The 17,979-nt window shown below is 51.5% G+C and carries 20 protein-coding genes and 1 other annotated feature; of the genes, 5 read left to right on the top strand and 15 right to left on the bottom strand.

All coding sequences use genetic code 11. The features are described 5' to 3' along the window. The first annotated feature begins 26 nt into the window (after window positions 1–26). Genes chuS through NNN64_RS05775 form a run of 4 tightly spaced genes read left to right on the top strand, consistent with a single transcriptional unit; the run spans window position 27 to window position 3,637 of the window. Window positions 27–1,055 (top strand): hematinate-forming heme oxygenase ChuS, encoded by a 1,029-nt coding sequence (gene chuS, locus NNN64_RS05790; RefSeq protein ID WP_271440764.1) that lies wholly within the window; start codon window positions 27–29, stop codon window positions 1,053–1,055. Then, window positions 1,052–1,873, top strand: a complete 822-nt coding sequence (locus NNN64_RS05785; protein WP_271440763.1) for a heme/hemin ABC transporter substrate-binding protein — start codon at window positions 1,052–1,054, stop codon at window positions 1,871–1,873. The genes chuS and NNN64_RS05785 overlap by 4 nt, the downstream gene beginning before the upstream one ends. Beyond that, window positions 1,873–2,865: a FecCD family ABC transporter permease gene (locus tag NNN64_RS05780; protein ID WP_271440762.1), complete on the top strand. Its 993-nt coding sequence runs from the start codon at window positions 1,873–1,875 to the stop codon at window positions 2,863–2,865. The genes NNN64_RS05785 and NNN64_RS05780 overlap by 1 nt, the downstream gene beginning before the upstream one ends. Continuing rightward, complete coding sequence (locus NNN64_RS05775; protein WP_271440761.1) at window positions 2,858–3,637, top strand: heme ABC transporter ATP-binding protein; 780 nt, start codon at window positions 2,858–2,860, stop codon at window positions 3,635–3,637. Before NNN64_RS05780 ends, NNN64_RS05775 begins: the two co-directional genes overlap by 8 nt. Here NNN64_RS05775 and selO read toward each other — a convergent pair. The 14 genes from selO to thrS form a co-directional block, all read right to left on the bottom strand. Further along, window positions 3,634–5,076 (bottom strand): protein adenylyltransferase SelO, encoded by a 1,443-nt coding sequence (gene selO / locus NNN64_RS05770; protein ID WP_271440760.1) that lies wholly within the window; start codon window positions 5,074–5,076, stop codon window positions 3,634–3,636. The two genes, NNN64_RS05775 and selO, sit on opposite strands and share 4 nt — an antisense overlap. A 64-nt stretch (window positions 5,077–5,140) precedes the next feature. Beyond that, window positions 5,141–5,851: an EAL domain-containing protein gene (locus tag NNN64_RS05765; protein WP_271440759.1), complete on the bottom strand. Its 711-nt coding sequence runs from the start codon at window positions 5,849–5,851 to the stop codon at window positions 5,141–5,143. Between the two features lie 316 nt (window positions 5,852–6,167). Further along, complete coding sequence (locus tag NNN64_RS05760; RefSeq protein ID WP_005120307.1) at window positions 6,168–6,632, bottom strand: NlpC/P60 family protein; 465 nt, start codon at window positions 6,630–6,632, stop codon at window positions 6,168–6,170. Between the two features lie 77 nt (window positions 6,633–6,709). Then, window positions 6,710–7,459 carry a vitamin B12 ABC transporter ATP-binding protein BtuD gene (btuD, locus tag NNN64_RS05755; protein ID WP_271440758.1) on the bottom strand — a complete coding sequence of 250 codons (750 nt, stop codon included), beginning with the start codon at window positions 7,457–7,459 and terminating at the stop codon, window positions 6,710–6,712. Then, window positions 7,459–8,010 (bottom strand): glutathione peroxidase, encoded by a 552-nt coding sequence (locus tag NNN64_RS05750; RefSeq protein WP_271440757.1) that lies wholly within the window; start codon window positions 8,008–8,010, stop codon window positions 7,459–7,461. The genes btuD and NNN64_RS05750 overlap by 1 nt, the downstream gene beginning before the upstream one ends. A gap of 74 nt (window positions 8,011–8,084) precedes the next feature. Next, entirely contained in the window at window positions 8,085–9,065 is a 981-nt protein-coding gene (gene btuC, locus NNN64_RS05745) for a vitamin B12 ABC transporter permease BtuC (RefSeq protein WP_271440756.1), read from the bottom strand. A 120-nt stretch (window positions 9,066–9,185) separates the two neighbouring features. After that, window positions 9,186–9,485 carry an integration host factor subunit alpha gene (gene ihfA, locus NNN64_RS05740; RefSeq protein WP_003030571.1) on the bottom strand — a complete coding sequence of 100 codons (300 nt, stop codon included), beginning with the start codon at window positions 9,483–9,485 and terminating at the stop codon, window positions 9,186–9,188. A 4-nt stretch (window positions 9,486–9,489) separates the two neighbouring features. Then, complete coding sequence (gene pheT / locus NNN64_RS05735; RefSeq protein WP_271440755.1) at window positions 9,490–11,877, bottom strand: phenylalanine--tRNA ligase subunit beta; 2,388 nt, start codon at window positions 11,875–11,877, stop codon at window positions 9,490–9,492. A 15-nt stretch (window positions 11,878–11,892) separates the two neighbouring features. Beyond that, window positions 11,893–12,876, bottom strand: coding sequence for a phenylalanine--tRNA ligase subunit alpha (pheS, locus tag NNN64_RS05730; RefSeq protein ID WP_137383362.1), 984 nt, complete (start codon window positions 12,874–12,876; stop codon window positions 11,893–11,895). A gap of 124 nt (window positions 12,877–13,000) precedes the next feature. Then, window positions 13,001–13,125 (bottom strand) — a sequence feature (Phe leader region). After that, on the bottom strand, window positions 13,076–13,120 hold the full coding sequence (gene pheM / locus NNN64_RS05725) for a pheST operon leader peptide PheM (protein WP_001386830.1): 45 nt from the start codon (window positions 13,118–13,120) through the stop codon (window positions 13,076–13,078). Its footprint overlaps the feature before it by 45 nt. A gap of 120 nt (window positions 13,126–13,245) precedes the next feature. Further along, on the bottom strand, window positions 13,246–13,602 hold the full coding sequence (gene rplT / locus NNN64_RS05720) for a 50S ribosomal protein L20 (protein ID WP_003030578.1): 357 nt from the start codon (window positions 13,600–13,602) through the stop codon (window positions 13,246–13,248). Between the two features lie 55 nt (window positions 13,603–13,657). Continuing rightward, window positions 13,658–13,855, bottom strand: a complete 198-nt coding sequence (gene rpmI, locus NNN64_RS05715) for a 50S ribosomal protein L35 (RefSeq protein ID WP_003030583.1) — start codon at window positions 13,853–13,855, stop codon at window positions 13,658–13,660. Between the two features lie 96 nt (window positions 13,856–13,951). After that, window positions 13,952–14,494, bottom strand: a complete 543-nt coding sequence (gene infC / locus NNN64_RS05710; RefSeq protein WP_048997935.1) for a translation initiation factor IF-3 — start codon at window positions 14,492–14,494, stop codon at window positions 13,952–13,954. Window positions 14,495–14,497: 3 nt separating this feature from the next. Beyond that, entirely contained in the window at window positions 14,498–16,426 is a 1,929-nt protein-coding gene (gene thrS, locus NNN64_RS05705) for a threonine--tRNA ligase (RefSeq protein ID WP_271440754.1), read from the bottom strand. 303 nt (window positions 16,427–16,729) lie between these two features. On the opposite strand from thrS, the gene yniD reads away from it, so the two are divergent. Beyond that, on the top strand, window positions 16,730–16,837 hold the full coding sequence (gene yniD, locus NNN64_RS05700) for a small membrane protein YniD (RefSeq protein ID WP_003030590.1): 108 nt from the start codon (window positions 16,730–16,732) through the stop codon (window positions 16,835–16,837). A 236-nt stretch (window positions 16,838–17,073) separates the two neighbouring features. On the opposite strand, the gene NNN64_RS05695 is transcribed toward yniD, so the two are convergent. Further along, a complete protein-coding gene (locus NNN64_RS05695) occupies window positions 17,074–17,832 on the bottom strand; it encodes a DUF481 domain-containing protein (RefSeq protein ID WP_137383363.1) in 759 nt (252 codons plus the stop codon). Between the last annotated feature and the right edge of the window lie 147 nt (window positions 17,833–17,979).

Here is a 17,979-nt window from a genome sequence, read left to right as displayed (position 1 = left end):
GGGCAGCAATCTGGAAGGAAGAGGCAATGAATCACTACACACGCTGGCTGGAACTGAAAAAAGAACATACTGGAAAATATGCCCGTGACATCGCAGGGTTGATGAACATTAGCGAAGCTGAACTGACCTTCGCACGCGTCGGTCATGACGCGTGGCGTTTACGCGGCGAAGTGCGCGAGATCCTGGGCGCTCTGGAAGCCGTAGGCGAAACAAAATGCATTTGCCGTAATGAATATGCGGTGCATGAACAAACAGGCGCCTTTACCAACCAACACCTTAACGGTCATGCCGGGCTGGTACTGAACCCACACGCCCTCGATTTACGTCTGTTCCTGAACCAGTGGGCCAGCGCCTTCCATATCAGCGAAACCACCGCCCGTGGCGAACGTCAAAGTATCCAATTTTTCGACCATCAGGGTGATGCGCTGCTGAAGGTTTATGTCACGGAGAATACCGATATTACCGCATGGGGTTCGCTGCTGACCCGTTTCATCTTTGCAGAAAACCCGCCGCTGACGCTGCAAACTGTCGAACCCGTCGTTCCCGCCGTTAACGTAGACGCTGCGACAGTGGACAAAGAGTGGCGCGCCATGACCGATGTTCATCAGTTCTTCGGCCTACTGAAGCGCCATAATCTGACCCGCCAACATGCATTTAATCTGGTAGGTGACGACCTGGCCTGTAAAGTCAGTAATGGCGCGTTGGCACAGTTACTCGAAACCACACAACAAGATGGCAACGAAATCATGGTATTTGTGGGTAATCGCGGCTGCGTGCAGATCTTTACCGGCGTGGTAGAAAAACTGGTGCCGATGAAAGGCTGGCTAAATATTTTCAACCCGAGCTTTACCCTGCATCTGCTGGAAGAGCGCGTAGCCGAAACGTGGGTAACACGTAAACCGACCGCCGATGGTCACGTGACCAGCCTGGAGTTGTTTGCCTCAGATGGCACGCAAATCGCCCAGCTTTATGGACAGCGTACGGAAGGTGAACCGGAGCAGGCACAATGGCGAGCGCAGATCGATGCCTTAACGCCAAAAGGACTGGCCGCATGAAAAAACTGCTGGTCCTGATTGCGTTGCTCCCCGTCACGGCGCTGGCAGCTCCTGAGGAAAGGGTTGTGGCGCTCGGTGGCGACGTCACCGAAATTGTGTATGCGCTGGATGCGCAATCATCCCTTGTGGCACGTGACAGCACCAGCCAGTGGCCTGAAGCGGCAAACACGCTACCGGATGTTGGTTATTTACGCCAACTCAACGCCGAAGGGATCCTGGCTACCCGCCCAACGCTGGTGCTAGCAAGCGCACAAGCGCAGCCTTCTCTGGCGCTAAAACAGCTTGAGCAGAGCAACGTCAGGGTTGTCACGATCCCGGCGAGTAACGATCTTAACGTGATTGATGAAAAAATTCGCGTCATCGCCAAAGCCACCCATCGGGAGACTGACGGTGAAACGCTGCGCACCCGCTTACGTCAGGAAATGACGGCATTGCCGTCATCTGAACTTAACAAACGCGTGCTGTTTATTCTCAATCATGGCGGGATGACCGCGATGGCGGCGGGCCAGCATACCGGAGCCGATGCCGCTATTCGCGCGGCCGGCTTACGTAACGCAATGCAGGGTTTTAGCCGTTACCAGCCGTTATCACAAGAAGGCGTAATAGCCAGCCAGCCCGACCTGGTGGTGATCTCACGGGATGGTATTCAGGCCGTTGGTGGTGAAGCTAACCTGTGGGCACTGCCTGGACTTGCGCAAACGCCTGCCGGGCGCAATAAGCAGGTACTGCAGATTGATGATATGGCATTACTGGGCTTTAGCGTTCGCACGCCACAGGCCATTTTGCAGCTACGCGCCAAAGCGGAGCAATTGCCCTGATGACCCGACGGATCACCTGCTCGTTATGGACGCTGGCCTTTATGCTGGGTGTCATGACGATACTGGCGACCGGTTTTGGCGCGTTGCGCCTGCCGGTAAGCCTGCTCTGGCAGGACGGAGATGACGCATTGCGTCAAATCTGGCTCACCATTCGGCTACCGCGCGTTCTGCTGGCGCTGGTGATTGGCGGCTCGCTGGCACTGGCAGGTTGCGTCATGCAGGGATTGTTTCGCAACCCGCTTGCCGACCCAGGGCTACTGGGCATTAGCAGCGGTGCGGCCTGCGCCGTCGCCCTGTGGGTGGTGTTGCCGGTCTCATTACCTGCGTTACTCATGTTGTATGCGCCAATGATGGCGGCATTTCTCGGTGCACTGGCTGCCACCGTGGTGATTTTTATCCTCAGCCAACAGCGCGACGGTTCGCTATCGCGTCTGTTATTGGTCGGAATTGCCATCAACGCGCTCTGCGGGGCAGCGGTTGGCGTGCTGTCGTGGATCAGCAATGATGCGCAGCTGCGCCAGCTATCACTTTGGGGAATGGGCAGCTTGGGTTCTGCGCAGTGGTCAACACTACTGGCCGTCACCTCGCTAATGCTCCCAACAGTACTGGTTATCTGGCGCCTGGCTGCGGCACTGAACCTGTTACAACTGGGTGAGGAGGAGGCGCATTATCTCGGCGTTGATGTCCGGACGATCCAGCGTATTTTGTTGTTGTGCAGCGCATTACTCGTGGCCGCTGCTGTAGCGGTCAGCGGAGTCATTGGGTTCATCGGTTTGGTTGTTCCGCATTTAATGCGTATGTGGCTCGGATCAGACCATCGGGCCGTGATCCCCGGTTCTGTTCTGGCTGGCGCATTTTTACTACTGATTGCCGATACTCTCGCCCGCACCGCCGTTGCGCCTGCGGAAATGCCCGTTGGTCTGCTGACCAGTATTCTCGGTGCGCCATGGTTTTTATGGCTTATTTTTCGTCAGCGAGGAGCGCATGGCTGAACATTTTATTGCCGAAGGACTTCACTATCGCCTTGCTGACCGCTCAGTAATTGACGACGTATCACTCAAACTCGCTAAAGGCGAACTGGTCGCCTTAATCGGGCCGAATGGTGCGGGAAAATCCACCCTGCTACGTCTGTTGACCGGCTTTCTTAAACCGACTGCCGGGCACTGTTTGTTAGATGGCAAATCACTGGCTGACTGGAGTACACAGTCGCTGTCGCGCCATCGCGCGGTTATGCGTCAGCAAACGCAGGTAGGTTTTGACTGGCAGACAGAAGCCGTCATCGCGATGGGCCGCACACCCTGGACCCAACAGCAGGAACCCCGACTTATCGCTCAGGTAATGGAAATGACCGGATGCACACCGTTGGCGGGCCGGCAATACGCCGCGCTTTCCGGTGGCGAACAACAACGCGTTCAGCTAGCCCGTGCGCTGGCACAACTTTGGTGCAACGGCGCGCCTCACGGCTGGTTATTCCTTGATGAACCCACCTCTGCGCTGGATCTTTACCACCAGCAGCACCTGTTACGCTTGCTGAAGACGCTAACCGCTTCGGGAGAGCTGCATGTGTGCATTGTGCTTCACGATCTCAATCTGGCAGCACTGTGGGCTGACCGGATCATACTGCTCCATCAAGGAAGCATTGTGTCTCAAGGGAGACCCGACGCCGTGTTACAGGCTGATGATCTGATGCACTGGTATGGTGCTCAGGTTCACGTTGGCCAACACCCGGCCAACGCATCCCCACAAGTTTTTCTCGCACCTTAGCTGGAACAACTTACCTCCAGCCGTTTACCCCAGTCAGGTGGACGGCTGATATAATCATCATCCCGATCGATAAACGGCGTACGTAACGCAGCGTGTAACCGATGTAGTTCGGTATAATCACCCTGCTCTGCCTGGCTTATTGCCCGCTGAGCCAGCCAGTTACGTAGCACCATAGCCGGATTCGCCGTCTTCATCTGCGCTTGTCTGACAACATCAGCTACATTGTCTTGTTGCAGGCGCGTGCGGTAACGTGTGAACCAGTCGTCGAATGCCGCACGGTCAATAAACTCATCGCGCAGTGGGGACAAGGCACTGTGTTGTTCCGTTTGGCTGAGCATGCGGAACGTTCGCGTGTAGTCGCTACCTTCCCGCGCCATCAGGCTAAACAGTTCGCTAAGGATTTCGTTATCGTTTTTCTGCTCGCTAAAGAAACCCAGTTTTTGCCGCATGCGTTGCCCATAGCGGGTGAGCAAGGCCAGTTGATAACCGTCCAGCGCATCATTGAGCACATCAACCGGGATGAATGGCGACAGCGTCTGCGCCAGACGTTGTAGGTTCCACAACGCCGCAGCAGGCTGATTATCAAAACTATAGCGCCCCTGATGATCGGAGTGGTTGCAGATAAAATCTGGCACGTAATCATCAAGGAAACCGAAGGGACCATAATCCATCGTCAGGCCAAGAATCGACATGTTGTCCGTGTTCATCACCCCATGCGCAAAGCCTACGGCTTGCCAGTCGGCCATTAACACCGCGGTGCGCGTAACAACATCCGTAAACCACAACTGATACTTATCCGCCTCTTCCTGCCATTGTGGCCAGTAATGACGGATCGCAAAGTCAGCAAGCTGGCGTACTTTTTCCGGTTCACGACGATAATAAAAGTGCTCAAAATGACCGAAACGCATATGGCTTTGTGCCACGCGAATAAGCATCGCGCCTGCTTCAGTGGTCTCTCGCTGCACCGGAGTCTCGCTGGTGACAATCGACAAGGCCCGGGTTGTGGGTATCCCCAAATAATGCATGGCTTCACTGGCCAGGCTCTCTCTAATCGTCGAGCGCAGCACGGCGCGCCCATCCCCCATGCGGGAATAAGGCGTTAATCCAGCGCCTTTCAGATGCCAGTCAAGGGTTGTGCCATCTGCAAGCAATTGCTCACCCAGCAGAATCCCTCGTCCATCGCCGAGTTGCCCGGCCCAGACACCGAACTGATGCCCGCTGTAGACTTGTGCCAATGGCGACATCCCAGGTAGTAGCGATTCGCCCCCCCATACACCTGCCCCACCAGAAACATCAAACAACGCATCTGGAATACCCAATTGCGCAGCCAGAGCATCGTTATGCCAGATGATGTGCGCGTTTTTCAGGGGGGTGGGCGAAAGAGCGGTATAGGTTGCTGGTAATTCATCACGCCAGCGAGTAGTAAAAGACAGGGTCATAGGGCCTCCTGTCTCTAGTGTAGACTGTTAATAGCCTGTTAAACACCAGCAAATAAAAGGGTTATCATTTTACCAGTGAAATGATCTTTGTAGGTGATACCGCCGGCCACAGTCCTCCTTGCATAGCGCTGAATCCCAAAGGCAATACCCGCGCCAGCATCTCCTGTGTATCAATACCGCTAATGATGATTGATTCACAACTGGGGGATAATTGTGCCAGAATAGCCCGCATAAACGGCTCAAACGAAATATGTGTAATCCTTTGTTGAACAAAGTTTTTATCCAGCACGACACGTTTGAACAGACCATCAAAAATTGCCCGCGTGGATATGCCCCCGGCACCGTAGTTTGTCAGTATTAATGGGAACCGCGCAGCCAGAGCCGCCAGTGTGGGATTTTCTTTGCCACTGTTTAACTCCGGATAACTTTCATTAATCGTCAGTTCAATAAATGAAAATCGTTCAACACGTGAAGCATATTCTGCGTCTGATAATAAAGTATTAGCAACCGCTGGCGTTAAATTAATCCAGGCCGGAATTTTGCGTTGAATAAAAAAGTGTTGGCACGTTTCGATTAATTCCAGCTTCTCGGCAAATAAACGACATTGCTCGTCGTCTGACATCCGGGGCATAACCAGCTCTGTTGGCATGCGTACGTTGCCATCCGGGCTGACAAAGTTTGTAACAATATCGACGAACTCAAGGTCACCTTTTTCACTTCGTGCAGGAAGAAAAGAGAACTCTGAATGATAAAGATAATCCAGTGAAACAATCATTGTGCCAGCCCCTCTGCATGGGTGTAATCCGGCATCCTGTAGCAAAGGATGGAAAAATACGTTGCTGCTGATACAAATAGAGGCCCTTTCATTTTTCCCTTTTTAGCCAGTAAATCGAATCCTTTTTTTTTAGCTTATCCTGATTATAAACGAATATCCAGCTTTGCACTTTTTAATATCTCGGGATAAATCATATTTTTAGCAAGATACGCTCTTAACGTTTGGGGTTATTGACCGACAAACAGCAGAAGTGAAAGTTGACATTTAAAATGAGGATGACGAGACAACCGCGCGCCGATCTCGTCGTCCGTAATGATTAAATTCGACGTGCCTGCCAAAAGTTTTTACGCCAGTAGACGTTATCCAGCGAAGAACGCATCACTCCGCGACTGGTTGAAGCATGGATAAATTGATTATTGGTATCGTAAATTCCGACATGCAGACCACTTTCACCGGAACCCGTTTTAAAGAAAACCAGATCGCCGGGTAGCAAATCATCTTTATCGATCTCGGTACCAATCTTTGATTGAGTACGTGTGTCCCGCGGTAATTGAAGATCGAATTGGTCACGCATCGTCATCAACACAAATCCCGAACAATCCACCCCGCTACGGCTCATACCGCCATAGCGATAGGGGGTGCCATGCCAGGTTTGCAACTGATCGTTAAGACCCGCGATAACGGCGATAGAGTCCGACAGTCGGGCATTCGGCGCAGGAGCTCGATGGCTGCTGCACCCCGCCAAAAACAATGCTGTGATGAAAAGGAGCCAAAAGCGCATTCAGGACGAATCCTCTGATTTTTATTTTTGTGTCAATTTAGCGTGGAAATTATGTGATTTTCAAGAACCCATTTAACTTAAGTGGTTGATATGAGCATTCTGTGGCCTTCAATATCCAGGCGGCGGAAATTTACACCGTAGGCCAACGACAGATTGGCTGGCGTCAGCACCACATCACGCGCACCGCTCGCCAGCAGCTTTCCGCGCTTGAGCAACCACGCCTTGTGCGCATGGCGTAGCGTATGGTTAAGATCATGGCTGCTCATCACAATGGCGATTCCCTGCTGACACAGCTGGCTCAACAACCTGTCCAGCGCGTTTTGTTGCGCCACGTCCAGGCTATTCATCGGCTCATCCAGCAACAAAAGTTGCCCATGCGGATTAGACTGTGGACTCATTTGCAGGATGACGGCCGCCAGACGCACACGTTGCCATTCCCCCCCTGACAGCTGATTTACACCACGTCCCAGTTTATCGCCCAGCCCAAGCGCATCAGCCACCTCCTGCAGCAGGTCTGTTCGGGCTTTATCAGGCTGATGCAGCGTCAGAAAATGCCAGACCGGCATCGCAAATGGCGGATTTTGCTGTTGCGCAAGATAAGCACGATACTGCGCCAGCTTCGCTGCCGGCCAGTCTCCGAGCGGTGTATCACCAAAGGTGATGCTTCCCTCTCCCGTCGTCAGTCCCGCCATTCGCGCCAACAACGTACTTTTCCCCGCGCCGTTGGGGCCCACTAAATGCAGGATCTCTCCTGCTTTAATTTCACCAGATAGCGGGCCGAGTCGGGTAGATTCCGCAACATCCTGTAGTAGCATTAATCGGGACATTAGTTGGCCAATGCAGTCTTTATAGCGTGTACAAGAATCGGGTCCTCAGGCGTCATATCAGGAGAATAACGCTGCAGCACCTGCCCATCCCGACCGACTAAGAACTTCTCAAAGTTCCACAGAATATCGTCCGGGTAGAGCGGTGCCCGCCCTTTACTCGCCATACGCGCATAAAATCCGCTATCCGCCGGTGCAACCGCTGTGGGTGCCGCATCAATCAGCTTCTGATACAACGGATGGCGGGCTTCGCCATTGACATCAATCTTACTGAACATCGGGAAGGTAACGCCCCAGGTGGTGCTGCAATACGTCTTAATCTCGTCTTCGCTGCCGGGCTCCTGCCCCAGAAACTGGTTGCAGGGAAATCCCAGAACGGTGAAACCCTGCCCATGCCAGGCTTTCTGCAGGTTTTCCAGTTGCTCATACTGCGGCGTTAACCCACATTTTGAGGCTACGTTGACAATTAACAGTACATTTCCGGCATACGCCTGCAATGAGGTCGCCTCGCCGTCGATGGTTGTCACTTCCGTATTAAAAAGCGTGTTTTGCATAGCATCTCCAGACCAACAGGTGAATAGTGGGATGACCCTGTTCAGCTTTTAAGCATAGACCGAACCTGCGCTTTCTAGCGCGCAGCTTTTAACAATAACCAGATAAATACCGGTGCGCCCATCGTGGCCGTCACCACGCCAATGGGTAATTCAGCCGATGCCAGTACCAGACGTGCGACAACATCAGCAAACAGTAGTGCAATTGCCCCCGCCAGCGCACACCCAGGGAGTAAAACGCGGTGGTCGGTTAATCCACACAGTCGCAGAATATGGGGGATTACCAGCCCGATAAAACCAATTGCCCCCGCCAGCGCCACGCTTACGCCGACCATCCATCCTGTGGCAACCACCAGCAGGTTGCGCCAGAACCATAGGGGCAGTCCCAGCTGGCGCGCGGAGGTTTCGCCCAGCGCCAGCATATTCATCGGCAGCGACTGGCAACAAATCCACACCAGCACCGGAATCAATGCCACCATGAGCCAGGCCTGATGCCAGTCTACGCCGCCGAAGCCCCCCATCATCCAGTACATCAACTGTCGAAGGTCAAAAGAGGTGGAAAAATAGATAGCCCAGGTCATCAGCGCGCTGCAGATAATCCCCAGCGCCACGCCTGCCAACAGCAAACGACTGGTCGATAAATGTCGACGGGCAAAACGAAGAAGAATGAGAGTGATAATCAGCGCACCAGCAATGGCGCATAGGCCCAATGCCCAGCCGGGTAATTGCCCTTGCCCCAACAGCACAGCCGCAATAAGCCCTACCCCCGCGCCATTAGACACACCGAGTAAGCCAGGCTCCGCGAGCGGATTTTCAAACAGCGCCTGCATCACCGCGCCAGCCAGGGCCAGTGCGGCACCTACCAGCAATACGGCAAGTGTCCGGGGAAGTCGAATTTGCCAGACAAACAGATCACCGCGAGCGCTAAACCAATCGCCGGGAGCAATCCACTGTTCTCCTGCGCATAAACTTATCATTGTTGCCAGCAGCATCAGCACTGACAGAGACAGTATCCAGCGCACGTTTCGTCGCTGCTGTTGATGGGCGAAAGTCAGCATGTTTTCCATTCTGCTGAAAAAAGATGGTGAGATTCTACGGTGCTGATTCAGTAGTGAAAAGGAAAAAGGCCGCATAGCGGCCTTTTTAGTTATACGCGTCATACTTTGCGTATCGTTAAATCACTCTTCTTTGGGCGTTGCGTTTTCAACCCGGCTTTTTAACTTCTGCCCGGGTCTGAAGGTCACCACGCGCCGTGCTGTAATGGGAATATCTTCGCCCGTTTTCGGGTTACGTCCCGGACGTTGATTCTTATCACGCAGATCGAAGTTACCAAAACCAGAGAGTTTTACCTGCTCACCATTTTCCAGAGCACGACGGATCTCTTCGAAAAACAGCTCGACCAGTTCTTTGGCATCCCGCTTGCTAAGCCCAAGCTTATCAAACAGATATTCTGACATTTCAGCTTTTGTAAGCGCCATAGGTTCAATCCCTCAATGATGCCTGGAATCGCTCTTTTAATGCCTCTACACATTTGGCGACGGTAGCGGCAATCTCCTCTTCTTCAAGTGTACGGCTGGTATCCTGAAGGATCAGGCTGATAGCGAGGCTCTTATAACCCTCCGCAACACCCTTACCGCGGTACACGTCAAACAAGTTTACGCCAACTACCTGATTTACGCCAACTTTCTTACATTCGGATAAAATATCCGCTGCGGGAACGTTTTCTGCCACAACAACAGCGATGTCACGGCGGTTCGCCGGGAAGCGAGAAACTTCACGCGCCTGAGGCACCACGCGGTCTGCGAGCTTATTCCACTCCAGTTCGAACACCAGAGTGCGACCGTTCAGATCCAGTTTACGTTCCAGTTCAGGATGAACAACCCCAATGAAACCAATACGTTCACCTTTCAGATAAATCGCCGCAGACTGACCCGGATGCAGGGCCGGATTCGCTTCAGCTTTGAACTGGATGTCCGCCAGTTTGCCGGTCAGGTCGAGAACCGCTTCCAGATCGCCCTTCAGATCATAGAAATCAACCGTCTCTTTCGTCAGATTCCAGTGTTCATCATGACGGTTGCCGCAGATCACGCCCGCCAGCATCAGATCCTGACGGATCCCAAGGTTAGCCTGCGTATCTGGTACAAAACGCAAACCCGTTTCAAAAATACGCACACGGTTTTGCTGACGGTTTTGGTTATAAACCACCGTTGACAGCAAACCGGTCCACAGAGACAGACGCATTGCTGACATATCGATAGAGATTGGGCTTGGCAGCAGCAGCGCCTCTTCTCCCGGATGCAACAGCGACTGGACTTTAGGATCAACAAAGCTGTAGGTGATAACTTCCTGGTAGCCTTTGTCATTCAGCATGGTTTTAACACGTTTCAGCGAGAGATCCGCTTCACGATGCTCACCCATGATGAGTCCTGCCTGAATTGGGGTATTCGGGATATTGTCGTAACCGTATACGCGGGCAATTTCTTCGACCAGATCTTCTTCAATCTCCATATCGAAACGCCAGCTCGGCGCGACAGCCTTCCACTCGCTCTGGCCTTCAGTCACTTCACAGCCCAGACGACGCAGAATATCGCTCACCTGCTCATCGGCAATAGGGTGGCCGATCAGGCGATCCAGTTTGCTACGACGCAGCGTAATAGTGGCACGCTTCGGCAACGTCGCTTCGTTGGTCACATCAATCACTGGGCCGGCTTCGCCGCCACAGATATCAATCAGCAGACGCGTTGCACGTTCCATTGCTTTGTACTGCAGCGCAGGATCGACACCACGCTCATAGCGGTGAGAAGCATCGGTGTGCAGGCCGTGACGGCGCGCGCGACCGATAATAGACAGCGGACTGAAGAACGCGCATTCCAGCAGAACGTTTTGCGTTTCATCGTTCACACCAGAGTGCTCGCCACCAAAGATCCCCCCCATGGCCAGCGCTTTGTTGTGGTCAGCAATCACCAGCGTATCCGCACTCAGTTTTGCTTCACTGCCGTCGAGCAGGACCAGGGTTTCCCCTTCTTTTGCCATACGCACGACAATTCCGCCTTCAATGCGATCTTTGTCGAATGCGTGCATCGGCTGGCCCAGTTCGAGCAGCACATAGTTAGTCACGTCAACCACTGCATCGATGGAACGAATACCGCAACGGCGCAGTTTCTCTTTCATCCACAGTGGCGTAGGCGCTTTCACGTTGATACCTTTCACCACACGACCCAAATAGCGTGGGCACGCGTCAGCAGCATCGACCTGAATAGGCAGTACATCGTTAATGGTCGCCGCTACCGGGGTGATTTCCGGTTCAACCAGCGGAGCTTTGTTCAGCACAGCCACATCGCGCGCAACACCGATAATGCCTAAGCAGTCGGCACGGTTCGGCGTAACGCTGATTTCAATGGTGTTATCGTTGAGTTTCAGATATTCACGGATGTCGGTGCCAATCGGCGCATCGGCAGGCAGTTCAATAATACCGTTATGATCGTCGGAAATACCCAGCTCAGAAAACGAGCACAGCATGCCTTCAGACGGCTCACCACGCAGTTTCGCCGCTTTGATTTTAAAATCACCCGGCAGAACGGCACCAATGGTCGCTACCGCAACTTTCAGTCCCTGGCGGCAGTTCGGCGCACCACAGACGATATCCAGCAGGCGATCGCCGCCGACATTCACTTTGGTGACGCGCAGTTTGTCAGCGTTCGGGTGCTGACCGCACTCAACTACTTCACCGACAACAACACCGTTAAATTCACCGGCAACGGCTTCCACACCATCAACTTCCAGGCCCGCCATCGTAATTTGGTTTGACAGCGCATCGCTATCAATTGCTGGGTTAACCCATTCGCGTAACCACAGTTCACTGAATTTCATTGTATTACCCTGCCTTTATTTAAACTGTTTGAGGAAACGCAGATCGTTTTCGAAGAAAGAACGCAGATCGGTAACGCCATAACGCAACATGGTCAGACGCTCCATCCCCATGCCGAAGGCAAAACCGGAGTAAATTTCTGGATCGATACCGACGTTACGCAGCACGTTCGGGTGAACCATACCGCAGCCCAGTACTTCCAGCCATTTTCCGTTTTTACCCATGACGTCAACTTCCGCAGAAGGTTCAGTGAACGGGAAATAAGAAGGACGGAAACGAACCTGCAGGTCTTCTTCAAAGAAGTTACGCAGGAAATCGTGCAGCGTACCTTTCAGGTTGGTGAAGTTGATATTGGTATCAACGATCAGGCCTTCCATCTGATGGAACATCGGGGTGTGCGTCTGATCGTAGTCGTTACGATATACACGGCCCGGCGCAATGATACGGATCGGCGGCTGTTTTTCTTTCATGGTGCGGATCTGCACACCGGAGGTCTGCGTACGCAGCAGACGCGTTGCGTCAAACCAGAAGGTATCGTGGTCGGCACGCGCCGGGTGATGGCCAGGAATATTCAGCGCGTCAAAGTTATGATAATCGTCCTCAATTTCTGGACCTGTTGCCACGGTAAAGCCCAGCTCACCGAAGAAACTTTCAATCCTGTCGATAGTACGCGTTACCGGGTGCAGTCCACCATTTTCGATACGGCGTCCCGGCAGGGAGATATCGATAGTTTCTTCAGCCAGGCGCGCGTTCAGTGCTGCATTTTCTAATTCGGCTTTACGCGCGTTCAGCGCTTGCTGTACCTGCTCTTTGGCTTCGTTGATTACCGCACCTGCTGCCGGGCGCTCTTCTGGTGGCAGCTCGCGCAGGGTTGTCATCTGAAGGGTCAAGTGCCCTTTCTTGCCCAAATATTCGACGCGGACATTGTCTAACGCGGCAACATCTGAAGCCTGGTTAATGGCGGCCGTTGCACTGGCAACCAGCTCTGCGAGATGTGACATGGTTTTCCTCGTTATGTTGCGATATTCACTAGCCGCTCGTATATACGCAAAATCATTCAAGTTGTATCAAGGCGGCAAAAGAGCGAATGCAGCCAACACAGAGACAACTTGAAGGATGACGCGTATAAAAAAAGCCTCCACCAGGGAGGCTTTTAGGCGCTGTTTTCCGTTTCTTCTTTCACGCGCAAGCCTCCTGAGTTCAGGTGCTAAAGTAAAAGAAGAAGCGGAAAATAGCAGCATTCATGCTTGCGTTACCTTGTGTGGTAAAAACCGGACAACCTTTATTGAAAAGGCTTACGGATAAATTGTCAACCAATTGATTGAACTACAAATAAAAGAGAGGGAGCCAGGCTCCCTCTTTTCACCGGCTTATGCCAGAGCTGCTTTCGCTTTTTCGACCAGAGCGGTGAACGCTACTTTGTCGAATACTGCGATGTCAGCCAGGATCTTACGGTCGATTTCAACAGAGGCTTTTTTCAGGCCGTTGATGAATTTGCTGTAAGAAATACCGTTCTGACGTGCTGCTGCGTTGATACGCGCAATCCACAGTTGACGGAACTGACGCTTTTTCTGACGACGGTCACGATAAGCGTACTGACCAGCTTTGATAACAGCCTGGAAGGCAACGCGGTATACGCGAGAACGCGCACCGTAGTAGCCTTTAGCTTGTTTCAAAATTTTCTTGTGACGTGCACGGGCAACTACACCACGTTTTACGCGAGCCATATGTGCTCTCCTGTCTCTATATTCTTAGTAAAAAAATGAATTAAACGTTAACGGCTTATGCGTACGGCAAGCACGCGATAACCAGACCCAGATCGCCTTTAGACACGAGGCCTTTTGGACGCAGGTGACGTTTACGCTTAGTAGATTTTTTGGTCAGAATATGACGCAGGTTTGCGTGCTTACGCTTAAATCCACCACCACCGGTTTTTTTGAAACGCTTAGCAGCACCGCGTACGGTCTTAATTTTTGGCATTTTAATAACTTCCACTTCGCATTGTTAATAAACGAAACGTAGGCGAACAACGGCTGTGGAACCCGCAGGCTCCACAGACATTGCTACTTGAAGGCCTTACTGTTTCTTCTTAGGAGCGAGCACCATGATCATCTGACGGCCTTCGATCTTCGTTGGGAAGGATTCGACTACTGCCAGTTCACTCAGATCGTCACGGACGCGGTTGAGCACTTCCATACCGATCTGTTGGTGGGCCATCTCACGACCGCGAAAACGCAGCGTGATCTTAGCCTTATCGCCATCTTCCAGAAAGCGTACCAGGCTGCGGAGTTTTACCTGGTAATCGCCATCGTCGGTGCCAGGACGGAATTTAATTTCCTTAACCTGGATAACTTTTTGCTTTTTCTTCTGTTCCTTAGAAGACTTACTCTTTTCATAAAGGAACTTGCCGTAGTCCATAATACGACAAACTGGCGGTTCGGCGTTAGGGCTGATTTCAACTAAATCTACTCCAGCTTCTTCAGCCTTTTCGATCGCTTCTCTCAGACTCACAATACCCAAAGCTTCGCCTTCCAGACCTGTTAAGCGAACTTCCAGGGCGCGAATCTCGCCATTGATACGATTCGGACGTGCCGTTTGAACTCGTTTTCCGCCTTTAATACCTTATTCCTCCAGTTGTTGAAGACTGCGGCTGCGAATCTCTTGTTGCAGCTTCTCAATCACTTCATTTACGTCCAGGCTGCCCAAGTCTTTGCCACGACGGGTGCGCACGGCAACTTTGCCTGCTTCTACCTCTTTGTCGCCACAGACCAACATGTAAGGGACACGACGTAAAGTGTGCTCGCGGATTTTAAAGCCTATCTTCTCATTTCTCAAGTCTGCTTTTACACGAATACCCGCATTTTGTAGTTTCTGCGTTAATTCGTTGACGTATTCAGACTGAGAATCGGTAATGTTCATGACCACAACCTGAACCGGCGCAAGCCAGGTCGGGAAGAAGCCGGCGAACTCTTCAGTCAGGATACCGATGAAACGTTCCATAGACCCAAGAATTGCGCGGTGAATCATAACCGGCACCTGACGTTCGTTGTTTTCGCCAACATAAGAGGCGCTTAAACGGGACGGCAGGGAGAAGTCCAGCTGTACAGTACCGCACTGCCATGCACGATCGAGGCAGTCATACAGGGTAAATTCAATTTTCGGACCGTAGAACGCGCCCTCACCCAGTTGGAATTCAAACGGGATGTTATTTTCTTCCAGCGCAACGGCCAGGTCAGCTTCAGCACGGTCCCACATTTCATCGCTGCCGATACGTTTTTCGGGGCGAGTGGACAGTTTGACGACGATTTTCTCGAAGCCAAAAGTGCTGTACATATCGTAGACCATACGAATGCAAGCGTTAACTTCATCACGAATCTGCTCTTCAGTACAGAAGATATGTGCATCATCCTGAGTAAAGCCACGTACACGCATCAGACCGTGCAGCGCACCTGACGGCTCGTTACGGTGACAGCTACCAAATTCAGCCATACGCAACGGCAGATCACGATAGGATTTCAGACCCTGGTTAAAGATCTGAACGTGGCCCGGGCAGTTCATGGGTTTAATGCAGTATTCACGGTTCTCAGACGAGGTAGTGAACATCGCATCTTTGTAGTTGTCCCAGTGACCTGTTTTTTCCCACAGCACACGGTCCATCATGAACGGACCTTTAACTTCCTGATACTGATATTCTTTCAGTTTCGAGCGAACAAAAACTTCCAGCTCGCGGAAGATAGTCCAGCCATCGTTATGCCAGAACACCATACCCGGTGCTTCTTCCTGCATATGATACAGGTCAAGCTGCTTACCGATTTTGCGATGGTCACGCTTGGCTGCTTCTTCCAGACGTTGCAGGTATGCATTCAGGGCTTTTTTGTCGGCCCATGCAGTACCATAAATACGTTGCAGCATCTTGTTGTTGCTGTCGCCGCGCCAGTATGCCCCTGCGGTCTTCATCAGTTTGAAGTGATGACAGAAACGCATGTTCGGCACGTGCGGACCACGGCACATATCGACGTATTCTTCATGATGGTACAAGCCAGGCTTGTCATCATGGGCAATGTTTTCATCAAGAATAGAGACTTTATAGGTCTCACCACGCTTCACGAAGGTTTCGCGCGCTTCGTACCAGCTGACTTTCTTCTTAATGACATCGTAGTTTTTCTCAGCGAGCTCGTGCATCCGCTTCTCGAGCGCGTCGACATCTTCCTGGGTTAACGTACGGTCAAGATCGATATCGTAGTAAAAACCGTTGTCAACAACCGGTCCGATCGCCATTTTGGTGTTCGGCCAAAGTTGTTTGATCGCATGCCCTAACAGGTGCGCACAAGAGTGACGAATGATCTCCAGACCTTCTTCATCCTTCGCGGTGATAATGGAAAGTTTCGCATCATCTTCAATCAGATCGGAAGCATCAACCAGCTCACCGTTAACACGGCCAGCAATAGTCGCTTTCGCCAGACCTGGACCGATGTCCAGCGCAACATCCATGGGGCTTACAGCGTGGTCGTAATGGCGTTGGCTGCCATCAGGAAGAGTAATAACAGGCATGTTATATCCTTATTTGCAGTGGTGCCCCACACGTAAGAGCACATACAAAGATTCAATATTTAAAATTATCAAAAAGGTCTGGGCTGATTCCCGCTTCACTCTGCGAAATATGTCACAGGTCACCTGACAGGCAACGCTGGACCTACGCCCGTTTTTTGATAACACCGTTTGACAGTGTACACGGCATTACGAGCCGATCAAAGCTGCAATCAATGCGCTTTCCATGATGTAAATCAATTCACGGACACCCTTCTATCTTTGTTACACTAAGTCGAATGGTCTGACCTGGGCAGGAAAAGAACAATGCCAACAAATCGTTTTGCCAAAAAACACTGGAAGATGGTTGTAATACTGCTGGTTATTTGTGCGGCAATGCTGATGCTACGCTGGGCAGCCATGATCTGGGGTTAAACGTCAGAAGCACTATGCCAACCTGAGCAAATATATTCTACAGACTGTTAATTGTGTTTAATTATGACGGTAATGCTGAAATGCCATTTTCAGGACAGCCTATTTATTCATTAAATTGAAAGCGTCTAAAAATGCGGGATGTCAGAAAAGCGTCAAAAATAAAGCGCGGTTAGGATAATAAAAGTACTTAACGTTAATTTATAAAAGCCGGACCATTTAACTGGCCCGGCTAACTATTACATCCGATAGCCGAGCGAAACCGTCGTGCGGCGATCGGTATGCTCCGGCGCGGTTGCCGGCGGTTCGGAGTTCCAAGTCACGTTGTACGCAACCTTCAATCCAAAGTGTTCGTTGATAGCAACATTCAAGGCCGTTTCAGAATTCAGCGTTGTATCATCGGCACCAAATACCGACACACCCTGCGTAAACTTGGTGTTGTCCGTCATCTGCCACGCATAAGCCCCGGACGCATAACCTAACGGCTGTGTTTCAGTGGTGCCATCAGTGTGCTCGTCATAACGTACACCAGGACCGAATTCAAAGCGGAAGCTGTGCACCGGTCCATTAAGAAACTGGCGACCATAACCGGCCGTTAGCACATCACGCTCACGATATCCGTTATAACGGTCTGTTAACCAACTGGCCTGACCAAAGAGATAGTCATAGTCAGTCATGTTGTAACGACTACGACCACCTACAGCATATTTCTCAGATGAACGTTCATCATTTGAGGAGGTGTTGCTGGCATTTCCCCACAGAGACCACGCCGTAGATTGACCATACCAGGTCATGGTGGTGTCTGCGGTTAAAGAAGAACTTTTTGTGTTGCCTGACTGGGCAAGATATCCCGCGTTCAGGTTACCTTCAAAGGGTTTTTTCGCGCTGGAAGGGTCATCCATGACAGTAAAAACGGAATCATCGGCGGCGGCATGCATTGACGCAAACACGCACCCCGTCAGCAATACTGCTGCGGGCACTGTCTTCAAAAGCTTCATTTATAAAGAGTCCGTACAACAAAAAAAGAGACCATAACGGTCTCGGAAACTTTCATGTGGATCAATGACAAAAGACCCTTGAAAGGTAACAAATTATAAAAAGACTCGAATAACATAGCAATAAATTCTTATTTCATTTTTTGAATA

The organism is Citrobacter sp. Igbk 14 (assembly GCF_028069825.1).
GTDB lineage: Bacteria > Pseudomonadota > Gammaproteobacteria > Enterobacterales > Enterobacteriaceae > Citrobacter.
Note: the sequence above shows the minus strand (reverse complement) of the source record. Positions and strands in the feature narration are given on the sequence as shown.

What these genes read in the sequence shown, in the direction of transcription:
- pheT (WP_271440755.1), bottom strand. Translation starts at nt 11,877, where the DNA reads ATGAAATTCAGTGAACTGTGGTTACGCGAATGGGTTAACCCAGCAATT.
- NNN64_RS05775 (WP_271440761.1), top strand. Translation starts at nt 2,858, where the DNA reads ATGGCTGAACATTTTATTGCCGAAGGACTTCACTATCGCCTTGCTGAC.
- yniD (WP_003030590.1), top strand. Translation starts at nt 16,730, where the DNA reads ATGCCAACAAATCGTTTTGCCAAAAAACACTGGAAGATGGTTGTAATA.
- NNN64_RS05760 (WP_005120307.1), bottom strand. Translation starts at nt 6,632, where the DNA reads ATGCGCTTTTGGCTCCTTTTCATCACAGCATTGTTTTTGGCGGGGTGC.
- NNN64_RS05765 (WP_271440759.1), bottom strand. Translation starts at nt 5,851, where the DNA reads ATGATTGTTTCACTGGATTATCTTTATCATTCAGAGTTCTCTTTTCTT.
- thrS (WP_271440754.1), bottom strand. Translation starts at nt 16,426, where the DNA reads ATGCCTGTTATTACTCTTCCTGATGGCAGCCAACGCCATTACGACCAC.
- chuS (WP_271440764.1), top strand. Translation starts at nt 27, where the DNA reads ATGAATCACTACACACGCTGGCTGGAACTGAAAAAAGAACATACTGGA.
- selO (WP_271440760.1), bottom strand. Translation starts at nt 5,076, where the DNA reads ATGACCCTGTCTTTTACTACTCGCTGGCGTGATGAATTACCAGCAACC.
- ihfA (WP_003030571.1), bottom strand. Translation starts at nt 9,485, where the DNA reads ATGGCGCTTACAAAAGCTGAAATGTCAGAATATCTGTTTGATAAGCTT.
- NNN64_RS05780 (WP_271440762.1), top strand. Translation starts at nt 1,873, where the DNA reads ATGACCCGACGGATCACCTGCTCGTTATGGACGCTGGCCTTTATGCTG.
- rpmI (WP_003030583.1), bottom strand. Translation starts at nt 13,855, where the DNA reads ATGCCAAAAATTAAGACCGTACGCGGTGCTGCTAAGCGTTTCAAAAAA.
- NNN64_RS05695 (WP_137383363.1), bottom strand. Translation starts at nt 17,832, where the DNA reads ATGAAGCTTTTGAAGACAGTGCCCGCAGCAGTATTGCTGACGGGGTGC.
- NNN64_RS05785 (WP_271440763.1), top strand. Translation starts at nt 1,052, where the DNA reads ATGAAAAAACTGCTGGTCCTGATTGCGTTGCTCCCCGTCACGGCGCTG.
- NNN64_RS05750 (WP_271440757.1), bottom strand. Translation starts at nt 8,010, where the DNA reads ATGCAAAACACGCTTTTTAATACGGAAGTGACAACCATCGACGGCGAG.
- btuC (WP_271440756.1), bottom strand. Translation starts at nt 9,065, where the DNA reads ATGCTGACTTTCGCCCATCAACAGCAGCGACGAAACGTGCGCTGGATA.
- rplT (WP_003030578.1), bottom strand. Translation starts at nt 13,602, where the DNA reads ATGGCTCGCGTAAAACGTGGTGTAGTTGCCCGTGCACGTCACAAGAAA.
- btuD (WP_271440758.1), bottom strand. Translation starts at nt 7,459, where the DNA reads ATGTCCCGATTAATGCTACTACAGGATGTTGCGGAATCTACCCGACTC.
- pheS (WP_137383362.1), bottom strand. Translation starts at nt 12,876, where the DNA reads ATGTCACATCTCGCAGAGCTGGTTGCCAGTGCAACGGCCGCCATTAAC.